General features: G+C 74.1%; 17 protein-coding genes. 3 read left to right on the forward strand and 14 right to left on the reverse strand.

Going from position 1 to position 20,512, the window contains the following annotated elements; translation table 11 throughout:
• Window positions 1-35 precede the first annotated feature (35 nt).
• The 4 genes from ACIBG4_RS03005 to mraZ all read right to left on the reverse strand — a co-directional run bounded on the left by ACIBG4_RS03005 (window position 36) and on the right by mraZ (window position 6,345).
• Window positions 36-3,515 carry a penicillin-binding transpeptidase domain-containing protein gene (locus tag ACIBG4_RS03005; RefSeq protein ID WP_397200416.1) on the reverse strand — a complete coding sequence of 1,160 codons (3,480 nt, stop codon included), beginning with the start codon at window positions 3,513-3,515 and terminating at the stop codon, window positions 36-38.
• Window positions 3,512-4,726: a hypothetical protein gene (locus ACIBG4_RS03010; protein ID WP_397200417.1), complete on the reverse strand. Its 1,215-nt coding sequence runs from the start codon at window positions 4,724-4,726 to the stop codon at window positions 3,512-3,514. The genes ACIBG4_RS03005 and ACIBG4_RS03010 overlap by 4 nt, the downstream gene beginning before the upstream one ends.
• Entirely contained in the window at window positions 4,710-5,654 is a 945-nt protein-coding gene (gene rsmH, locus ACIBG4_RS03015; RefSeq protein WP_397200418.1) for a 16S rRNA (cytosine(1402)-N(4))-methyltransferase RsmH, read from the reverse strand. Before rsmH ends, ACIBG4_RS03010 begins: the two co-directional genes overlap by 17 nt.
• 259 nt (window positions 5,655-5,913) lie before the next feature.
• Window positions 5,914-6,345 (reverse strand): division/cell wall cluster transcriptional repressor MraZ, encoded by a 432-nt coding sequence (gene mraZ / locus ACIBG4_RS03020; RefSeq protein WP_253765269.1) that lies wholly within the window; start codon window positions 6,343-6,345, stop codon window positions 5,914-5,916.
• Between the two features lie 476 nt (window positions 6,346-6,821).
• On the opposite strand from mraZ, the gene ACIBG4_RS03025 reads away from it, so the two are divergent.
• From ACIBG4_RS03025 to ACIBG4_RS03035, 3 genes are read left to right on the forward strand one after another with little or no spacing between them, the layout of a single operon-like run.
• Complete coding sequence (locus ACIBG4_RS03025; RefSeq protein ID WP_397200419.1) at window positions 6,822-7,799, forward strand: AAA family ATPase; 978 nt, start codon at window positions 6,822-6,824, stop codon at window positions 7,797-7,799.
• Window positions 7,796-9,058 (forward strand): DUF58 domain-containing protein, encoded by a 1,263-nt coding sequence (locus tag ACIBG4_RS03030; protein ID WP_355453700.1) that lies wholly within the window; start codon window positions 7,796-7,798, stop codon window positions 9,056-9,058. Before ACIBG4_RS03025 ends, ACIBG4_RS03030 begins: the two co-directional genes overlap by 4 nt.
• Window positions 9,055-11,565, forward strand: coding sequence for a transglutaminaseTgpA domain-containing protein (locus ACIBG4_RS03035; RefSeq protein WP_397200421.1), 2,511 nt, complete (start codon window positions 9,055-9,057; stop codon window positions 11,563-11,565). The genes ACIBG4_RS03030 and ACIBG4_RS03035 overlap by 4 nt, the downstream gene beginning before the upstream one ends.
• A 403-nt stretch (window positions 11,566-11,968) precedes the next feature.
• Here the strand turns inward: ACIBG4_RS03035 and ACIBG4_RS03040 are convergent, their stop codons facing one another.
• The 10 genes from ACIBG4_RS03040 to ACIBG4_RS03085 form a co-directional block, all read right to left on the reverse strand.
• On the reverse strand, window positions 11,969-12,364 hold the full coding sequence (locus ACIBG4_RS03040) for a DUF3040 domain-containing protein (RefSeq protein ID WP_310717394.1): 396 nt from the start codon (window positions 12,362-12,364) through the stop codon (window positions 11,969-11,971).
• 212 nt (window positions 12,365-12,576) lie between these two features.
• A complete protein-coding gene (locus ACIBG4_RS03045) occupies window positions 12,577-13,818 on the reverse strand; it encodes a DNA polymerase IV (RefSeq protein WP_397200422.1) in 1,242 nt (413 codons plus the stop codon).
• 43 nt (window positions 13,819-13,861) lie between these two features.
• The gene (locus ACIBG4_RS03050) at window positions 13,862-14,614 is read right to left on the reverse strand and encodes a methyltransferase domain-containing protein (RefSeq protein ID WP_310717396.1); all 753 of its coding nucleotides are present in this window, start codon (window positions 14,612-14,614) and stop codon (window positions 13,862-13,864) included.
• Window positions 14,615-14,761: 147 nt separating this feature from the next.
• Window positions 14,762-15,598 (reverse strand): hypothetical protein, encoded by an 837-nt coding sequence (locus ACIBG4_RS03055; protein WP_397200423.1) that lies wholly within the window; start codon window positions 15,596-15,598, stop codon window positions 14,762-14,764.
• 89 nt (window positions 15,599-15,687) lie between these two features.
• Complete coding sequence (locus tag ACIBG4_RS03060; protein ID WP_397200424.1) at window positions 15,688-16,470, reverse strand: MerR family transcriptional regulator; 783 nt, start codon at window positions 16,468-16,470, stop codon at window positions 15,688-15,690.
• Window positions 16,471-16,526: 56 nt separating this feature from the next.
• The gene (gene nusB, locus ACIBG4_RS03065; RefSeq protein ID WP_310717399.1) at window positions 16,527-16,937 is read right to left on the reverse strand and encodes a transcription antitermination factor NusB; all 411 of its coding nucleotides are present in this window, start codon (window positions 16,935-16,937) and stop codon (window positions 16,527-16,529) included.
• A 1-nt stretch (window position 16,938) separates the two neighbouring features.
• Window positions 16,939-17,499: an elongation factor P gene (gene efp / locus ACIBG4_RS03070; RefSeq protein ID WP_310717400.1), complete on the reverse strand. Its 561-nt coding sequence runs from the start codon at window positions 17,497-17,499 to the stop codon at window positions 16,939-16,941.
• Between the two features lie 25 nt (window positions 17,500-17,524).
• Entirely contained in the window at window positions 17,525-18,580 is a 1,056-nt protein-coding gene (locus ACIBG4_RS03075) for a Xaa-Pro peptidase family protein (RefSeq protein ID WP_310717401.1), read from the reverse strand.
• 14 nt (window positions 18,581-18,594) lie between these two features.
• Window positions 18,595-20,097, reverse strand: a complete 1,503-nt coding sequence (locus ACIBG4_RS03080) for a serine/threonine-protein kinase (protein ID WP_397200426.1) — start codon at window positions 20,095-20,097, stop codon at window positions 18,595-18,597.
• A gap of 120 nt (window positions 20,098-20,217) precedes the next feature.
• Window positions 20,218-20,508, reverse strand: coding sequence for an antitoxin (locus tag ACIBG4_RS03085; RefSeq protein ID WP_397200427.1), 291 nt, complete (start codon window positions 20,506-20,508; stop codon window positions 20,218-20,220).
• Window positions 20,509-20,512: the final 4 nt, after the last annotated feature.

A 20,512-nucleotide genomic window follows, 5' to 3' on the forward strand; every position in this document is an offset into this window, starting at 1 on the left:
ACGGGGGACGCACGGCGGCAGCGTACCTTTCCCGGTCACTGTCCCGCGCGAGTCCGCACCGCGGGCGCGGCGGAACCCGTGGGCGGGATCTTCCTGCTCTTGATGGCGAACGTCATCACATCCTTGAACACGGGCGCGGCGATCTGCCCGCCGAAGTGACCGTTCTTCGGGTTCTGCAGCACCGACAGCACCACGAGCCGCGGCGCGTCGGCGGGGCTGAACCCCGCGAACGACGCAGTATAGCCGTCGTAACGGCCCAACTGCTGATCGTAGCGGTCCGCGGTGCCCGTCTTGCCCGCCACCCGGTACCCGGGGATGGCGGCCAGCTCGCCGGTGCCCTGGGCGCTCACCGCGGCCTCGAGCATGGTGCCGATCTCCTTGGCGGTCCTCTCACTGACCACCCGGGTCTTCCTGCCCGGAGCCGACGGGACGAACCTCCCGGACGCGTCGGTCGTGCCCGCGACGATCTGCGGGTCGATCTTCACGCCGCCGTTGGCGATCGTCTGGTACACGCTGGCCATCTGCAGCGCGGTCACCGACACGCCCTGCCCGTAGGCGACCGTGCAGCTCTGGCTGCCGGACCAGGTCTTGTAGTCGGGCAGCAGCCCGGCCCCGGCCCCGGGCACGCCGCCGCCGGGCGCCGCGCCGAAGCCGAACGCCTTGAGCATCCGGTACAGCCGCTCGCTGCCGATCTTGCGGGCGGCCATGATGGTCGCGACGTTGCTGGACTGGGCCATGGCCTCGCGGAACGTCATCGCCTCGGCCGGATGCGGGTGGGCGTCGCGCAGCACCCGGTCGGCGCACTGGATGTTGTCCTTGACCTGGAAGACCGTGTCCGGGCTCACCACGCCGGCCTCCAGGGTCGCCGCCGCGGTGATGACCTTGTTGGTGCTGCCCGGCTCGAACACGTCGGCGGCGGCCCGGTTGACGTACAGGCTGGCCGGGGACTTGCTCCAGTTGTTCAGGTCGAGCTCCGGGCTGTTGGCCATGGCGATGATCTGCGCCGTCCGGACGTCCATGACGATGACGGTGCCGCTGCTCGCGCCGGCCTCCTTCACCTGCTCGGTGAGGGACCGCTGGGCGGCCCACTGGATGTCGCGGTCGATGGTCAGCCGCACGTCGCGGCCGTCCACCGGGGCGGTGCGCCGGGTGCTGGTCATGGGGATGGGCTGGCCGTCACGGCCGGTCTCGGCCCGCTGCTCGCCGTCGCGGCCGGCCAGCAGGGAGTTCTTGGTCGCCTCGATGCCGCCGAGGCCCTTGCCCTCGTCACCGACGAACCCGATGAGGCTGCCCGCCAGATCGCCCGCCGGATAGAGCCGCCGGTAGGTCTTCTTCGCGGTCAGCCCGGGGACGCCGGCCTTCAGCAGGCGGCTCGCGACGACCGGGTCGACGTCCCGGGCCAGCAACTGGTAGCGGGTGCCGGGCTGGGCCAGCTTGGCGGCCATCTCCTGCTCGGTCCTGCCCAGGTGCGCGGCGAGGGCCTGGGCGACCATGGGCCGCGCGGGGACGGGCACCACGGTGGGGTCGATGGCGATCTCGCGCGCCTCGGCGGTGACGGCCAGCGGGTGGCCGTTGACGTCGGTTATCGTGCCGCGCTTGGCCGGGATCTGCTGGGTCTGCAGGCGCTGGTCGGCGGCCCGCGCCTCGTACACCTTGGAGTCGAGACCCTGCATCTGGATCAGCCGGCCGGCGAAGATCGACAGGATGAAGGTCATGCCGATGAGCCCCACGTTGATGCGCCGGCGCGGGCTGCCGAGACGCAGGACGAGGGGTGGCTTGGCGGGCCGGGACGACGGCGGCCTGCGCCCGCCGCCTCGGCCTCCACCGTCGCGGCCACCACTGTCGCGGCCGCCACCGTCGCGGCCTCCGGCGGCGCGTTGGAGCAGGGCGCCGAGGCCGCGCCCGAAGGCGCTGGAGGGGCCGCCGCGGCGGGGAGCGCCGCCCCGTGGCCCGCCGGGGCCGTCCTTGGGCGCGCGCCCCCTGAGCCGCTCCTGGCCGTCCTGGGGCATCCTGCCTTGAGCGGCCCTGCCTTGGGGTGACCTGCCGTGGGCGGCCCGGTCTCGGGCGCCACGGTCGTGCGGGTCGCGGTCGTGCGCGCCCCGGTCCTGAGGATCTCGGGGCGCGCGGCCGCGCGGGTCCCTGTCGCGGTCCCGTTCCCTGTCCCTGGCACGGTCCTGGGCGGTGGCGCGGTCGCGTGCGGTGGCCCGGTCGCGGGGGTCGCGGTCCTGGGGGGCGGCCCCGCGTGTGCCCTGCGGCCCGTCCTGGCGGGCACGGCCGTGGCCGCCCGGCTCCCCGGCGTCGGCGCGGTCTCGTCCGGCCGGCCCCTCGGTGCCCGCGCGCGTACGACCCCGACCGGCGGCGGCGTCGTCGTCCTGCCGGGCGCGGGCGGCCCGGCCCGGCGCCTCCTGGCGTGAGCGGGCGCGCGGCCCGTCACCGTCGTCCTGGCGTGAGCGGGCGCGCGGGCCGTCACCGTCGTCCTGGCGTCGGGCGCGGGCCGGCGGCGCGTCGTCGCGCGCTCCCCGGACGGGCGGGAGGTCGTCGCGACCCCGCGCCGTGCGCCGGGCGCGGGCGGAGCCGGCGAGGGGGTCCCAGTCCGCGGTCTCGTCGTCGTGGCGGGGGCTGCGCTCTCCGGCGTCCCGCTCGGGCCGGCCGGTCATCCGGTCCTGGGCCGCCCGGCCGCCGGACCGGTCGGCCGGCCGGCGGTCGGCGGACCGCCCGCGGACCTCGTCCTGCGGCGCACGGCCGCGCGGGGTGTCCCGGGAATCGCCGTCCCGGTCCTGACGCAGCCGGCCGCGTGGGAGGTCCCGCGGCTCGTCGTCCCGGTCGCGCCGCAGACGCCCACGTGGAGCCTCCTGCGGATCCCCGTCACGGTCCCGCCGGGTACGGCCGCGCGGCACGTCCGACGGGTCGTCGTCCCGGTCCCGGCCTGTGGGGCCGCGTCCGGTGCCTGACGCGTCGTCGTCGCGGTCACGGCGCAGACGGCCGCGCGGGACGTCCTGCGGGTCCTCGTCGCGGTCACGGCGCAGACGGCCGCGCGGGACGTCCTGCGGGTCCTCGTCGCGATCGCGGCGCAGGCGGCCGCGCGGAAGGTCCTGGGGCTCCCCGTCCCGATCCTGGCGGGTACGACCACGTGGAGCGTCCTGGGCGTCGTCGTCACGGTCGCGGCGCGTGCGGCCGCCGACGGGGTCGCGGCCGGTCGCCGGGTCCTGGCGCGTGCGCGGGTCCTGCGGGGCGCGGCCCCGCGGCGCACGGCCGCGCGGCTGGTCGTCGGCGTCGTCGCCGGACGGGCCGGACGAGAGGTCGAAAGGCAGGTCGAACGGGTCGGGCCGCTTACGCGGGTCGCGCCGCTCGTCGGACGGCGGACGGTCCGCCCCCTCCGAACGGGCCGAGCCCGCCTGTCTTCCCGACCGGCCGGGGCCGCCGGACGTACGACGGGCGGCGCCGGGCCCTCCTTGAGAGCCGGCGCCGCCCCCGCCACGGCCGGGCCCCTGGCCCCTGCCGCCTGTGGTGCTCACCGGGTCTGGCCCACCCGCCCGGTGTCGGCCGCGCTGTCTGCGGTGCTGTCGGCGGTGCCGCTGGTCGCGGCCCCGGTGTCGGCCGTGCCGCCGGTCCCGGTGCCGGACTCCGCCGTGGCGCCGGGCTTGCCGGTCGCGGTGTCGGCGCCCGTGCTGGTACGGGTGCCGGTCGCGGTCTCCTCGCCGGTGCCCGTGCTGGTACGGGTGCCGGTCGCGGTCTCCTCGCCGGTGCCCGTGCTGGTACGGGTGCCGGTCGCGGTCTCCTCGCCGGTGCCCGTGCGCTTGTCGGCGCCCGTACCCGTGCCGGTGCCCGGCTTGGCGGCGGTGCCCGTGCCCTTGTCGCCCAGGGTGAGCGGGTTGATGGTGTTGTCGAGGTGGAGGCCCTGGTCCTCGGCGCGCCTGGCGATGACGTCGGCCTGCGTCTCCTGCTCGATCAGCTGCTTGAGCCGCTCGTTGTGCTGGCGGGCGGCGGCGATCTCGCCGCGCAGCCGCGAGGCGGTGATCGAGTCCTGGGCGAGCACGGTGTTGAGCAGGAGCAGGCTGACCAGGCCGCCACAGAGCAGCCCCACGACGAGCAGCACGAACGGCGCCCGCTGGCGGCGGCGCGCCGGGACGGCCCGGCCGGCGGGACGGGCGACGCGCTCGCGCCGGGGCCGCGCGGGGTCGGACTCGGCGGCCGGGCGCGGACGCGGGATCGGCCGGGACGCCGGCGACGGCTCCTGACCGGGTGCCGTGCCGGGCTCCGGGGCGGGCCGGGTGGCCGGCTCGCCGGACGGCCGGGCGGGCGGCGCGGCCGGGGCCGTGCCTCCCGCCGCCTTGCCTGCCTGGCCCGTGCCTCCCGGGCCGGTGAGCGTGCGGGTGCCGCTCTTCGGCTGCTGCGGAGGGGCGGGCCTGCGCCTGCTCGCGGCACCGCCCTTGACACCCCCGCGCGTGGAGCCTGACCGGGCCCCGCCCGGCCTGGACGCGCCGGGCTTGGGCTCGGGCGGCGTGAGGTCAGGCAGGGTGATCTCGGGCGTGGCGGTGCCCGCGGCGGCCTCACCGGAGGCGGCCGAGCCGGAACCGGACGCCCCACGGCCGGACGGGCCGAGGTCGGACGCGGGCGCGCCGGGCACGGCGGTGCCGGCCGCGGCCGTCTCGGGCGCGCCGGGCTCGAGCACGGTGCCGCGGGCGGAGGCGCGCCGCCTGGTCTCCTGCTCAGTCGTGGTCGTCAACACGGATCCTCTCTGCCGCCCGAAGCCGGGCCGAGGCCGCCCGCGGGTTGCGGGCGAGCTCTTCTTCGCCGGGGAGCTCGGCCCCCCTCGTCACCAGGCGGAACCGCGGCTGGTGTGCCGGCAGCGGGACGGGGAGCCCGGGAGGGCTGGTGTCCCTGGTTCGCGCCGTGAGGACCTGCTTGGTGAGCCGGTCCTCCAGGGAGTGGTAGGAGAGCACGACGACTCGCCCACCGAGTGTCAGCGCGTCGAGGGCCGCGGGCAGCGCCGCCTCCAGGGCGGCGAGCTCCGCGTTGACCTCGATGCGCAGCGCTTGGAAAGTCCTCTTGGCGGGGTTGCCACCGGTGCGCCGGGTAGCGGCGGGAATCGCTTGACGAACGATCTCCGCAAGCCGCTTCGTCGACGTTATGGCCTCCTTGGCCCTTTCCTTGACAATTAGGCCAGCGACACGCGGTGCGAACCGTTCCTCGCCGTAATCGCGGAGGATGCGGACTAGGTCCCCGGCTGAGTAGGTATTGACCACCTTCTCCGCCGTGAGCTCCTGCTCGGTGTCCATCCGCATGTCCAGCGGGGCGTCATAGGAGTACGCGAACCCGCGCTCGGCCTCGTCCAGCTGCGGTGAGGAGACCCCCAGGTCGAACAGCACACCGTCGACCGTGGCGCGGCCGAGGGCGGGGCCGGTGGCGGCGAGCACCTCGGCGAGCTGGTCGGAGGAGGCGTGGACCAGGGTGGTCCGTTCCGCGTAGGGGGCGAGCCTGCGCGTGGAGAAGTCGATCGCGAACGGGTCGCGGTCGATGCCGATCAGGTGAAGTGCGGGATAGGCGGCGAGCAGGGCCTCCGAGTGGCCACCGAGGCCGAGGTTGGCGTCGACGACGACGGGCCGCTCACCGCCCAGCGCCGGAGCCAGCAGCTCCAGTACGCGGTCGAGCATGACCGGAACGTGACCACCCGTACCTGTGGCGTCGTGCATCTCCAACCCCCCTCTCGCGTCCTTTGCTCGCGGATGACGCGGTCGGCGATCCTATCGGCCTTGCCTGGGTCCCCACCCGGTGCCGCCCGGCCAGGTCCCCATCCGCACCCTCTTCGTGGAAGCCCGCCATCTGACACCGGGGAAGGTGCATCAGCTGGCCGGCAGTGGTTGCGGGTGGAGACCTCGCCGAACGACATCTCCGACGGATCAACCGTGACTTCTACAAGATCCCTGGCAGCACCTCCTCCGACAGATCGGCGAACGCCTGCTCCTGTGCGTTGAGGTAGGTGTCCCACGCCTGCGCGTCCCAGATCTCCAACCGGGTGTTGGCCCCGATGACGACGCAGTCGCGTTGCAGGCCGGCGTACTGGCGCAGGCTCTGCGGGATGGTGATGCGGCCCTGCTTGTCGGGGGTCTCGTCGGACGCGCTGGCGAAGAAGACGCGGCTGTAGTCACGCACCGCCTTGGCGGTGACCGGGGCGGTACTGAGAGCCTCGGTTATGCGCTGGAACTCCTCCACGGGAAAAACGTAGAGGCATCGCTCCTGGCCTTTGGTGATCACAAGACCCTCCGCCAGCTCCTCACGGTACTTAGCCGGCAGGAACAGCCGTCCCTTGTCGTCCAGACGCGGTTGATGGGTGCCGAGGAACATCGGCTCCACCTCCCGTGCCTAGTGAAGCGCTCGACGCTGGCGCACCGGCCCTCCACTGCGCACCACCATACTCCACTTCTCCCCACCGTCAACTGATTCAACCCCATGTCGCGGGCCGATCTGCTCGCGTTTTCGCAGGTCAGAGAGGTGGAGTGCGGTGGGGGGCGCGAGGGGCGCGCCGGCCGTGGCGGGCGTGTCGAGGGGGCGGGAAAAGCCGCCGCAGAACGGAACGAGCGCGCGGAGCCACATGCGTGGAGGAAAGTGGGGCGCGCATGGTAGCCCCGATGTCACCGGATTCGCACGGCTATGGCACGAGAACAGGACACTGTCCAAGTTCTCTGGAAAATCGGCAAATGTCGCCCCAGAACCCGCAGCATCGTAGGGTCGTACACACAATGGAAAAGGAACGGCATGGCTCCCGCAATGGCTCCGCCGCCGGCCGGGACGACCGTCGCACTTCTTCTCATGGAGGCCTGGTGGCAGTTACCCATGACGTCCCTCACCAGCTCGAGGAGCTGGTCTCCACCGCGCACCGGATCCGCGAGGCCATCGAGTCGGTCGTCGAAGGCAAGAGCGACGCTGTCCGGCTGACCCTCACCGTGCTGCTCGCCGAGGGTCACCTGCTGATCGAGGACGTCCCCGGCGTCGGCAAGACCATGCTGGCCAAGGCGCTGGCGCGCTCCATCGACTGCCCGGTGCGCCGGGTGCAGTTCACCCCCGACCTTCTGCCCAGCGACATCACCGGCGTCAGCGCCTACAACCAGCAGACGCGCGAGTTCGAGTTCAAGCCCGGCCCCGTCTTCGCCAACATCGTGGTCGGGGACGAGATCAACCGGGCCTCGCCCAAGACGCAGTCGGCCCTCCTCGAATGCATGGAGGAGCACCAGGTCACGGTCGACGGCGTGACGTACCGGCTCGACAGCCCCTTCATGGTGATCGCCACGCAGAACCCCATCGAGATGGAGGGCACCTATCCCCTGCCCGAGGCGCAGCGCGACCGCTTCACCGCGCGCGTCGCGATGGGATACCCGGAGCCGCGCGCCGAGCTGGAGATGCTCGACGTCCACGGCGGCGCCTCCCCGCTGGACAAGCTGGAGCCGGTCGCGACCACCGCCGAGGTGCGGGCGCTGATCGAGGCGGTGCGCGGGGTGTACGTGTCGCAGCCGGTCAAGAAGTACGCGATCGACCTGGTCGTCGCCACCCGCCACTCCCCCGACCTGCGGCTCGGCGCCTCGCCCCGCTCGACGTTGCAGCTCGTCCGCGCGGCCAGGGCACACGCCGCGCTCTCCGGCCGCGACTACGTCATCCCGGACGACCTGCAGGACCTGGCCGTGCCCGTGCTGGCGCACCGGCTGCTGCCGAGCGTCGAGGCCCAGGGCCAGCGCCGTCATCCGGAGCAGGTGGTGACCGACCTCGTCAGGCGCGTGCCCGTGCCGGAGACCAGCGCCTCGTGAGGACGGGGCTGCGGGCGCTGACCGCGCGGGGCCGGTCGTTCCTCGCCTCCGGTGTCGCGGCGCTGGTGATGGCGGTTCTGCTGGGCGAGAACGACCTGTTCAGGATCGGGGTGCTGGTGGCGGCGCTGCCGCTGCTGGCCGCGATGGTGGTGGCGCGCACCCGGTACCGGCTCAGCTGCGCCAGACGGCTGGACCCGGCCAGGGCCGAGGTGGGCGGGGAGGCCACCGTGACCCTGCGCCTGGAGAACGTCACCCGCCTGCCCACCGGCCTGCTGCTCATCGAGGACACGGTGCCGTACGCGCTGGGCGTGCGGCCCCGGTTCGTCCTGGACAAGGTCGAGGCCCGCGGCATCCGCGAGATCGACTACCGGGTCCGCTCCGACCTGCGCGGCCGTTACACGATCGGGCCGCTGTCGGTGCGCATCGCCGACCCGTTCGGGCTGGTGGAGCTGTCGCGGGCGTTCACGATCGCCGACACGCTCGTGGTGACGCCGCAGGTCGTGGCGCTGCCGCACGTACGGCTGTCCGGCGAGTGGACGGGCGGCGGCGACAGCCGCACGAGGAGCGTGGCCGCGGCCGGCGACGACGACGTGGCGCCGCGCGAGTACCGGCAGGGCGACGACCTGCGGCGGGTCCACTGGCGGTCCACGGCCCGGCGCGGCGAGCTGATGGTGCGGCGCGAGGAGCAGCAGTGGCAGAGCCGCGGCGCGCTCCTGCTGGACACCCGCCGCCACGCCCACCGCGGCGAGGGGCCGCGCTCGTCGTTCGAGGTGGCGGTCTCGGCCGCGGCCTCCATCGGCGTGCACCTCGCCCGCGAGGGCCTCGGCCTGCGCCTGGTCACCGACCAGGGCGCCGAGCACCTGACGGACGCGGGCCTGAGCTGGTCGCTGCTGGACACGCTGGCCGTGGTACGGCAGAGCCCGGTCCGCTCCCTGGACATGGCGGTCTCGGCGCTGCGGCAGGGCGGCGGCGACGGGCTGGTCGTGGCCGTGCTCGGCTCCCTCGACCCCGAGGAGGCCAGGGAGCTGGGACGGGTGCGGCACAGCGGCATCACAGGGGTGGCGGTGCTGCTCGACGTGAACACCTGGGACGGGAGCGAGCCCGGCTCGGACGAGGACTACCACGCGGTGGAGACCGTGCTGACCGGCTACGGCTGGCGCATCGTGCGACTGCCCGCGGGCACGTCGATCGCCTCCGTCTGGCAGGCCGCCGCCAACCGCGGCCGATACGCGTTCAGTCCGGCGGGAGGTGCGGCATGAGGTTGTCGGTCGCCGCAGCGGTGGCCACGTTCTGCTCCTCGATCCTGCTCTATCCGCTGTTCGAGGGCGGTTCGTGGTTCTGGGGGACGCTGGGCGCGGTGCTCGCGGTCCTGGCCGCGAGCCTGCTGAGCGGCCGGCTGTCGCTGCCCGCGTGGGCGGCGACGCTGGTGAGCCTGCTCGCGCTGTGGATCTACCTGACCGCGTCGTTCGCCTCGGACAAGGCCTGGGCGCTGGTCCTGCCGACCAGGGCGTCGGCGGTGGAGCTGGCCCGGCTGCTCGCGGCCGGGTGGGACGACATCCAGCGCTTCGCCGCGCCGGTGCCCGCCAACACCGCCATCACGCTGCTGACCTGCGGCGGCGTGGGGCTGATCGCGCTCCTAGTGGACCTGCTGGCGGCGCGGACGCGGCGGGCGGCGCTGGCCGGGCTGCCGCTGCTGGCGCTGGTCACGGTGCCCGCGACGATCCTGTCCGACCCGATCGGCTGGCCGGCGTTCGTGATCGCCGCGTCCGGGTTCCTGGGGCTGCTCATGGCCGACGGCCGGGAGCGGGTGGGCCACTGGGGGCGCGCGGTGCTGGTGCGCCGCACCACCCGCGCGGCCGCCCCCCAGGCCCAGGCCCAGGCCCCGGTCCGCGTGCGGGAGACCGCCGACACGCGGGGGCTGCGGCTGTCGGGCAAGCGGATCGGGTTCGCCGCGGTGGTGATCGCCGTCCTGGTGCCGGCCGCGCTGCCGGTGATGGAGCCGGTGTCGTTCTTCACCTTCGGCGTGGGCGGCAGGGGCCCGGGCGCCGGCAACTCGATCAGCATCGCGAACCCGATCGCGAGCCTGAGAGGCCAGCTGAACCTGCCCGAGCAGCGGGTCGTGCTGTCGTACACCAACAGCGACGACAAGCCTCGCTACCTGCGGATCTATGCGCTCGACACGTTCGACGGCGAGCAGTTCGGCATGACCGATCCGGAGGGCTCGCCGGACAACCGGACCGAGAACGGCCCGCTCCCGCCGCCGCCCGGCCTCCAACCGGGCGTGCCGGTCGCCAACGTGGTGAGCGACATCCAGATCAGCGACGAGATCGCGAAGCTGTCGTTCCTGCCGCTGCCGTACCCGCCGAGGCAGGTCCGCGTGGACGGCGACTGGCGGGCCGACGTGGACACCCTCATGGTCTTCTCGACCAGGGAGGAGGCCGCCGCGGGCCTGGAGTACAAGGTGAGCAGCAGCGAGCCGGTGCCGACCAGCGCCCTGCTGCGGTCACTGCCGCGGTCGACGGCCGGGGTCGACGCCCGCTACCTGCGGCTGCCGGACAACCTGCCCCCCAAGATCCGGGAGCTGGCCCAGGAGATCACGAAGGGCGCCCGCACCCACTACGACGCGGCGGTCAAGCTGCAGGAGTTCTTCACCAAGACCGGGAACTTCACCTACAGCCTGCAGACCCAGGGGCACGGCAACTCGGCGCTGGAGGACTTCCTGCTGCACAGCCGGGCGGGGTACTGCGAGCAGTTCGCCATGTCGATGGCGGTGCTGGCCAGGCTGACGGGCATCCCGGCGCGGGTGGCGATCGGGTACACCGGCGGCACGAAGACCGGCGACCGCTGGACGGTCGGGACGAACGACTCCCACTCCTGGCCCGAGCTGTACTTCGAGGGCGTGGGCTGGCTGCCGTTCGAGCCGACGCCGGCCGGCTCGCTGGGTCAGGGCAGCGCCCGCGTCCCCGCGTACACGGTGCCGCCGCCGGACCCGGTGGGTGACAGCTCCACGCCGTCGCCCGGCGCGACGAGCAGCTCCGCCGACGAGCCCCTGTCGCCGCAGGCCCGGCAGAACCCGCGCCAGCTGGACCGCGAGGCCACCCTGCAGACGGGCGTGCTGCCGGCGGAGGAGTCGACGCCGCTGGCCGCCCAGCTGGGCATCGGCGCGGGCGTGCTCCTGCTGCTCCTGCTCGTGCCGGCCGGGCTGCGGCTGCTCGCCCGCGGGCGGCGGCTGCGCCGCCTGGGTCGCGCGGGCGGCGCCTCGGACGGATCGTCGCGCGCGGACTCCGGTGCGGGAGCCGGCGCCGGAACGGGTGCGGCAGCGGGGACGGGCATGAGCGCGGGCGCGAGGGCCGGGAGCGGGCGGCTGCCGTCCGTCGCGGCCGTCTGGGCCGAGCTCGACGACCTGCTGCTGGACTACGGGCTGGAGCGCGGCACCAGCGAGACGCCGCGGGCGCTGGCGCGCAGGCTGGCCGAGCGGTACGAGTTCGACGCCGGCTCGGCGGCGGCCATCACGGCCATCGCGTCGGCGGTGGAGCGGTCGCTGTTCGCCCGCTCGCCCGGCGAGATCGGCCCGGTGCGGCAGGATCTGCGCACGGTGCGGAAGGCTCTGGCGGCGACGGCGTCGCGCGGCAGGCGGCTGCGGGCGCTGCTGCTGCCGCCCTCGACGCTGCGCAGGATCCGGCTCATGGGTGAGCGGCTGCTGGACGGGTTCGACCGGCTGGAGAACCTGCGGCTGCGGAGGACGGCGGCCGAGAAGGGCTCGTGACAGGAGGCGCCCCCGTGGTGACCGGCGCAGGGTGACCGGCCCGTGGTGACCAGCCGTGGTGACGGGCGTGGGGTGACGGGCGTGGAGTGACCGGCGTGGAGTGACCGGCGCGGGGTGACCGGCCCGTGGTGACCGGCGCGGGGTGGTGATTCGCCGGCCGGGTGCCGTGGCGGGATCGTGCGGTCGTTCCCTTGGGGGACGGCCGCACGATCACGCGGAGGCGATCCGTCGGCGAGCGCTGCCGGGGGTGAGCCTGCGGCGGGCGCGGGTGAGGAGTGAGTGAGCGGGCGCGCCCGGGGTGGAGAGCCGTCGGCGGGCGCGCGTGGGGGCGAGGTGGCCCGGCGGTGCCGGGCCTGGGCCGTGCGGCCCGGCGGGGATGCCGGGTCCGGCCCGATGGGAGGGGTCAGCGCTCGTCGTGACGGCGGCGCCAGCGCTCTTCCATACGCTCCATGAACGTGCCCCGGCCACCGCGCCGCGCCGCCGGCTTACCCGGGGCGGGAACGGAGCCGGTGGCGGTGTCCACGAACCCGTTCATGCGTTTCCAGCTGGACAGGCCCCACAGACACGCGGCGAGCATGACCACGAAACCGCCGACGCCGAGCGGAATCAGGTTGATCACCACACCCACCATGAGGAGCACGACACCGAGGGCAAAGCCGACGGAGGCCTTGATCAGGCGGCGCTTGTAATGGCTGCGGGGGTCACTGATCCTGACGGTGTTGGCCCACTTCGGATCCTCGGCGTAGAGTGCCTGCTCGATCTGGTCGAGCAAGCGCTGCTCGTGCTCAGAGAGCGGCACGGCGCCTCCCAAGGACGGCCCCATTACGGGGAAGACGGCAACGGACGACACGGGGTGTCCGGACCTCGCGGTCGGTTATCCCCAGAATACGAGGCTGTAGACGTAGGCGAAAGCAAACGTCCAACGCAGACCAAACCGGAGGTGACGTCATAGCTCCATTGTGGGTCATCTAGGCACCACTCCCCACACTCCCCCCAGGTCCCGACATGGCGTCATGCTTCCATTTCATCAAGTCTTCCGCGCACAAGCGACGCCGGGAGCACCGCATCCGGCCCGAATCTGCGGATCGCCTTGTCCATCGCGCGTTCGGCCTCCCGCCATCCCGTCTCCCGCTCGCCGAGGCTGAGCTGCCGCGCCGCGGAGTCGGCCGGCCTGAGGTTCTCCATCCTGACACCGACGAGGCGAAGGCGCACCCGCTCCAGCCCTGCCGCCTCGAACAGCTCGCAGGCCGTGGCATAGATTTCCTGGGCCACGTCGGTCGGCTCCTTGAGGGTGCGCGAGCGGGTGATGGTGGTGAAGTCGGCCCGGCGCAGCTTCACGCTCACCGTCCGGCCCACGTGCCCGGCCGCCCGCATCCTGCCCGCCACGCGCTCCGACAGGCGTAGCAGCTCCCGCCTGATCGCCTCGGGGTCGTCCACGTCGGCGGCGAACGTCTCCTCGTTGCCGATGCTCTTGTCGGGCGTGTGGGCGGTGACGGGCCGCTCGTCGCGGCCCCACGCCAGCTCGGCCAGGTGGCCGCCGGCGGCCTGCCCCAGCTCGCGCCGGAGCGTGGCGGGCGGCACCCGGGCCAGGTCGCCGACCGTGCGGATGCCCAGCCGTACGAGCGCCTGCTCCGTGCGCTCGCCGACGCCCCACAGCGCCGAGACGGGCAGGGGGTGCAGGAACGCCACCACCTCGGCCTCGGGCACCACGAGCAGACCGTCGGGCTTGCACTGCTTGGAGGCGAGCTTGGCGACGAACTTGCTGCTCGCCACCCCCACCGAGCACGTGATGCCGTAGCGGTCACGGACCTGCTCGCGGATCATCGCGGCGATCCGCGCGGGTGGGCCCAGCCGGCGCCTGGCGCCGCCGACGTCGAGGAACGCCTCGTCGGAGGCGATCGGCTCGACCAGCGGGGTGATCGCGTGGAAGATCTCCATGACGCCCCGGGACACCTCGGAGTACTTCCCGTGGCTCGGCGGGATGATCGTGGCCTGCGGGCACATCCGGCGGGCCCTGCTCATGGGCATCGCCGAGTGCACGCCGTACGCCCTGGCCTCGTAGGTGGCGCTGAGCACCACGCCCCGGCCGGCGGGCGAGCCGACGATCACCGGGCGGCCGCGCAGCTCCGGCCGCTCCAGCAGCTCGACGCTCGCGAAGAACGCGTCCATGTCGACGTGCAGGATCGGGCAGCCGCTGTCATCGACCCCGGTCCGCGGAGCGGGGCCGATGCCGGTGATCTGCTTGCGGGACACGTCCTCGATTCTATCCGAACACGAGTGCGAACGCCCGGCGGGTTCAGCTCCGCCGGGCGAGAACGTGCAGCTGCGTGGCGATGTCGCGCAGGACGGGGTGGCCCGCGGCGGCCTGCTCCAGTGCCACCAGTGCCTCGGCCGCGCCGGGCTCGCCGTCGACCAGCCGGCTGGGCACCAGGTCGGCGAAGACCCGCACCCCGTGCACGGCCCCCACCGCGAAGCCGGTCGCCGCCAGCAGCTCGGACAGGGCCTCGGCGGTGTAGCGGCGCGGGGTGGGGTCGCGGTCGCCCCAGCGGCCCTCGGGGTCGGCGAGCGCCGTACGGGCCTCGTCGAAGTGGCCGGCCAGCGCGCGGTGGAGGGCGGCCGCCACCGGGTTGGCCGTCAGCACGCTCACCGCGCCGCCCCGGCGCAGCAGGCCCGCGACGGCGGTCATCGCGCCGATCGGGTCGTCGACGTACTCCAGCACGCTGTGGCACAGCACCAGGTCGGCGCCGTCGCGGTCGAGCAGGTCGGCCAGGTCGGCCGCGTCGCCCTGCAGCCCCCGCACGCCGACGCCCTTCTCCTTGGCCCGGCGCTCCAGCGCGGCCAGCGAGTCGGGGCTCGGGTCGACGACCGTGACGGTGTGGCCCAGCTCGGCCATCGGCACGGCGAACCCTCCGGTGCCGCCGCCGGCGTCGACGATGTCGAGCCGGTCGCGCCCGGTGGCCTCTCCCAGCCGGGCCAGCTCGGCCAGCAACGCGTCCCAGACGACGGCGGTCCGCACCGCCGGGGGCCTCGTGACGCCTTCAGCACGCAACCTCGGCTCGCCTCCTTCTCGCTCCTCCGACCCGCCCCAGCCTACGCCGTCCCACGCCTCCCACGTGCTGCCACGGGTGCCATGGGCACGGACTGTCACGGCCCGGGCGACGGGCCGGGTGCGGTGGGCGGGGACAGGTGCGGTCCGTCACGGCGCCGGGGCCGGGCGCAGGGCACAGACCACGGCGGCGGGGTCGGCGGCGAAGAACCGCACGGACGTGACCTCGGCGCGGCCGCCGAGCGGGCGCACCACGGTGACCGGGGCGGTCAGCTCGACGGCCACGTTGGTCTGGGACGACACCGCCACCCGCAACCGCCCGTCCACCACCATGGCCATGCCCTTCTCGTCGTACGAGCGCGCTGCCGCGACCGAGGCGATCAGCTCGCGCGGGATGCGGACGTCGAGGTACTCGCCGTACCGGACGCGCACCTCGTCCTCGCTCACCAGGTGCGGCCGCAGCGCGGAGGAGGCGGCCAGCGCCAGGACGAACAGCACCCCGTACACGTCCAGCAGGAGCACCGGCAGGTGGATCGCGGCGGGCACCCCGAGGGAGACGAGCAGCAGGTGCACCACGACGGTCTCCACGGCCATCGCGAAGACGAGGACGAGCAGGGTCGCCGCCTGCTCCCCCGCGTACGGGACCGCGACGGCGCCCGGCGGCACCCGGGGCCGGCCGCGCCGCACCACGAACACGACGAGAGCGGCGACCCCCCGCACCTCGAACTCCACCAGCCTGCGCACCACCGGCGGCATCAGGGCGTCGGCGGTGGCCGACAGCGCGGCCCGCCGGCCCGCGCCCTCCCGTCGCGCGGCCAGGAACAGCCGGCCGGCGACGACAGCCTCCAGCGTGAACACCAGCGCGGCGACCCCCTCCGCGCCCGCGAGCAGGGCGACCGGCGGACGGACCCCCCACACGAGCAGCACGGCCAGCAGGCACTCGGCGGGCACGACGGCGTGGAGGGCGGCGCGTGCGAGCCTCACCACGGCAGAGCCCTCGCCGTCGCAGGGCCCCTCACAGGGACGCGGCCGCACCACGGCACGGCTCTCACCACGACGCCCGCTCCCCCTGGGCCTCAGCATGACGTCCGCTCGCGCAGCCGCTCCATGAGCAGCCGCAGCACCTCGGCCTGCGCGGGTGCCATCTCCCCCGCGAGTGTCTCCAGCCACCGGTCGCCGTCCGTCACCGGCGAGCCGCCCGCCGCCGGTTCTCGACTGTTCTCGATCATGGCCGAGGCCATCGCGTCGGGGATGTGCCCGGCCAGGTCGGCGGCGAGCCCGGCCACCCTGGGGTCGCCCGGGTCGGCGTCGGCGAGGTCGTCGAGCCGCCGGTAGAGGTCGAGCCCGCCGGCGAGCGTGTCCGGCTCGGTGAGGGGCCGCATCAGCTCGACCACCGCGTTCTCGCCCTCCGGGCCGCCCATGGCGCTCGCCAGCGTCAGCATCTGGCGGTCAAGCTCGGCGACGGGCGATCCGTCGAGGGACAGGCCGCGCAGCACCTCCGCCAGGCCCGCCGACATGAGGGCGCCGGACCCCTCGTCGGCACGGGCGAGCAGCGCGGCCAGGCGTGCGCGCCTGGCCGCGATCGCCTCCTGCTCCCTGACGAGGTCGGCGTCCAGCTCCCGGAGCACCTCGCGCAGGTCGCGGCCGTCGTCGCCGGCCAGCGCGTCGCGCAGCTCGTCGAGGGAGAGCCCCAGCCGGGCGAGCTGCCGGATGCGGGCCAGGCTCACCGCGCCCGCGAGCCGGTACTCGCGGTAGCCGTTGGCCTGCCGCGCCGGCTCGGGGAGCAGGCCGATGTGGTGATAGTGGCGCACGGTCCGGGTGGAAACCCCGACCAGCGCGGCCAGTTCGCCGATCCTCATGACCCCTATGAGACACGTTGACGTCGCGTCAAGGTCAACGGGTGATCGGGCGGGCCCTAGAGGGTCAGGCTGGGCTTGAGCTGCTTGAAGCGGGCCAGCAGCCCGTTGACGAACGACGGCGACTCGTCCGTCGACAGCTCACCGGCCAGGTGGACCCACTCGCTGATGACCACGCCCTCGGGCACGTCGGGCATCCAGAGCAGCTCGTAGGTGCCGCCGCGCAGGAGGTTGCGGTCGACGGCGGGCATGCGCTCCAGGGTCCAGCCCTCGGAGTAGGTGGTGATCAGCTCGTCGATGCGGGCCTGGTGGCGGGCGACGCCCTCGACCAGGGCCGAGGTGTACTCGTTGACCGGCGGCTCCTGCCGCTCCACCCGCTCGGCGAGGATCTTGAGGGGATCCTCGCCGCGGATCTCCGACTCGAAGAGGATGTCCAGCGCGCGCCTGCGTGCCTTGCCTCGTGCCGACACCTCAGGCCCGGCCGAGGTATTCGCCGCTGCGGGTGTCGACCTTGACCTTCTCGCCGGTCGTGATGAACAGCGGCACCTTGATCTCGGCGCCGGTCTCCAGCGTGGCGGGCTTGGTGCCGCCGGTGGAGCGGTCGCCCTGCAGACCGGGCTCGGTGCTGGCGATGGTCAGCTCCGCCGCGGCGGGCAGGTCGACGTAGAGGGCGGCGCCCTCGTTGAAGGCGACCGTGGCCAGCGTGTTCTCCAGCATGTAGTTGGCCGCGTCGCCGACCGTGCCGGCGGGCACGTTGACCATGTCGTAGGTCTCGGTGTCCATGAAGACGAAGTCGTCGCCGTCCCGGTAGGAGTACTGCATCTCGCGCTTGTCGACGTTGGCCACGTCGACCTTCACGCCGGCGTTGAAGGTCTTGTCGACGACCTTGCCGGACAGCACGTTCTTGAGCTTGGTGCGCACGAACGCACCGCCCTTGCCCGGCTTGACGTGCTGGAACTCCACGACGGCCCACAGGTCCCCGCCGTCGAGCTTCAGCACCATGCCGTTCTTGAGGTCGTTGGTCGTCGCCACTCGTTCTCTCCCGCGTGCGGCCGCTCTAAAGGACGAGCAGCTCCTTGGTCGTCTTCGTGAGGAGTTCCGGCTCGCCCTCACGTGTCACGAGGGTGTCCTCGATGCGAACGCCGCCCTGACCGGGAAGGTAGACCCCCGGCTCGACGGTGATCGGAACTCGATCCTCTAGTCTACCGGTCCGCGAAGGGCCCAGGAACGGCTCCTCGTGGATCGCCAGGCCGACGCCGTGGCCCAGGCCGTGCCGGAAGTGGCCGCCGTGGCCGGCCGCCTCGATGACGGAGCGGGCCGCCGCGTCCACCTGCCGGACGTCGGCGCCGGGCTTGAGCGCCTCCCGGCCGGCGCGCTGGGCGTCGGCGACGAGGTCGTACAGCTCCCGCTGCCACGCGGCGGGCTCGCCGAGGCTGACGGTACGGGTCATGTCGGCGTGGTAGCCCTCGTACTGGGCGCCGAAGTCGAGGGTGACGAGGTCGCCGGCCCGCAGCGGCCTGGTGGTGGGGATGTGGTGGGGCACGGAGCCGTTCTCGCCGGCCGCGACGATCGAGTCGAAGGCGGGCCGGGCGGCGCCGAGCTCGGCCATGCGGGCCTCCAGGAGGTGGGCGACCTCGCGCTCGGTCAGGCCGGGTGCGATGGCGCGGCAGACGTCGGCGAAGGCCTGGTCGGTGATGGCGCAGGCCGTCCGCAGGAGCTCCAGCTCGTCCTCGTCCTTGACGGCGCGCAGCGTCTCCACGACCGGCTCCAGGGGGACGAGCACCTCGCCGGAGCCGCCCAGGCGGTCGAGGAGCGACCTGTACGTGGCGATGCTCATGCTCGCGGCCTCGACGCCCGCGCCGGGCACGGCCAGCGCGCCGGCCACGTCGGTGGCCTCGACGACGGGCACGTCCAGGGTCCGCGCCCGCTCCACGTACCGGTTGTCGGTGGCCAGCAGCGCCGAGCCGTCCGCTCCGACGAGCACGGCGGCGTTGGAGCTGTCGAGGCCGGTGAGGTAGCGGACGTTGACGCGGGAGGTGACCAGGAGGGCTTCGACGCCGCGGGCGGGCAGGGCCTCGGCCAGCCTTGCCCGCCGCCCGGAGTGGATCGTCATGGCGTCAATGTACGTCAGAGCCGCCAGTCCCCCATGAAGTCGGGCAGCGGGCCGGAGGACGGCACCTCGCCCCTGGCCTGGGCCTGCCTCAGCTCGGCCATGACCTTCCTGATCTGGTCGCGGCCGGCGTCGTCGCGGCCCCGCTCGAAGCTCTTGGCCGCCTTCCTGAGCTTCTTGCGGGCGTCGTCGGCGACGCGCGGGTTCACGTCGCCGACGGCCCGCTGGGCCGTCAGGGCGTTGTCGAAGGCCCACAGCCACGCCGACCATCCGCCCGGCGGGACGACGCCGCTGGTCAGCGTGGCCTTGGGCTGCGCGGTCTCCCGGAGGGCGGTGGGCTCGCCCGACGGGATGACCACCTTGGGGGTGCTCGACGGGGACGTGGTCGGCTCGGGGGTGGGGATCGCGGGGAGCGTCTCGACCGTGGCGGCCGGGGTCGGGGTGGGGGCGGCGGTGGGCGTGTCCTCGGAGCCGCCCCACACCACGAACGCGACGGTGACGGCGGCGATCACGGCCACGGCCGCGCCGAGCTGGAGGAACAGCCGCCGGTTGGAGCCGCTGTCACGCCCCTCGCCCGGCACCGCGTCGTAGACGGCGGTGTCGCCGCCGCGCGGCGGCGGCTGCTGGAACGCGCCCGGGGCCGTGGCGCCCGGGCCCGGGGCGGGCGGTCGCGGGCCGTGTGGCGACGCGCCGGTGGCGTGGGAAGGGGCCGGGGCGGAGGGCGGAGGCGGGGCGCCCGTGACGGAAGATGGGGCGGTCTGGGGGCGGGGGCGGGCGATGGCGGCCAGCGCCCGCCGTACCGGCTCGCCGCCGGAAGGCCGGGAGGCGGGGTCCGCGGCCAGGAGCGAGAGCACCAGCCGGTCCAGCTCGGCGGGCACCTCGGGACGGTGCCGGCTCGGCGGCGCGGGCTCGGGCCGCCCCTCCTCGGCGGCGTCCCCCGGAGCGTCCTCGAACGCCGGCCGGCCGGTCAGCAGCTCGTAGCAGACGCACCCCAGGGCGTACAGGTCCGACGCGGGCTCGGCCGGGCGCCCGGCGGCCTGCTCGGGAGCGGTGTACCGGGTACCCGGCGCGGCGAGCCCCGCCAGGCCGAACCCGACGACCTTGAGCACCCCGCTGCCGGCCCGCCGGAAGGTGTCCGGGTCCACCTGCCCGTGCACGACCCCGGCGCGGTGGGCGGCGTCCAGCCCGGCGGCGGCCTGGCCCACCAGGTCGCACGCCTCGGCGATCGGCAGCGGCCCGCGCGAGCCCAGCTCCTCCCCCAGGCTCTCGCCGCCGAGGTACTCCATCACCAGGTACGGCGTGCCGTCCTCGTCGCCCACGTCGAGCACCATGGCGACGTTCGGGTGGATGACCCGGGCCACCGCCTCGGCATGCCGCTGGAGCACCTCCCGCGTGGCGGCGCCCGGCCGGAGCAGCTTCACCGCCACGGTCCAGTCGGCACGTGTGTCGTAGCCTCGCCACACCTCTCCCATCGGCCCGTTGCCGATGCGCTCGTCGAGCCGGTACCGGCCAGCGACCATGGAAGGCGCTTCGTCCGACATATCCCCGCCAATAACTACAGAAACGGCATTTTCGACCCACCATAGAGCCCCAGCCGTCCCCCGAAGCGCGGATTCGGGCGAGCACCGCCGCCGACCTGCTCAGGGACGCGGGGGCTGCGGCCGCTCGCCGCCCTCCTCCGGTCCCACCGGCCGTTCCCCGGCCTGCCCTCCGGCCTGTCCCGTGTCGGTCGGCGCCTCGCAGGTCTGGCCCTCGCCGCCGTCCTGGTACGTGCGCTCGACCGCGTCGAAGCCCTGCCCGATCTGCTCGTCGTACTTGTGGCCGGTTCGTTCCTGGGCGAACTGCTCGGCCTTGCGGAGCGCCTCGTCGGTCTGCGTGGAGTGCTCCTTCGCCACGTCCTTGGCCTTCTTCAGCCATTCGCCGATACCCATGGCC

The organism is Nonomuraea sp. NPDC050383 (genome assembly GCF_044459125.1).
In the GTDB taxonomy this organism is placed as follows: Bacteria; Actinomycetota; Actinomycetes; order Streptosporangiales; family Streptosporangiaceae; genus Nonomuraea.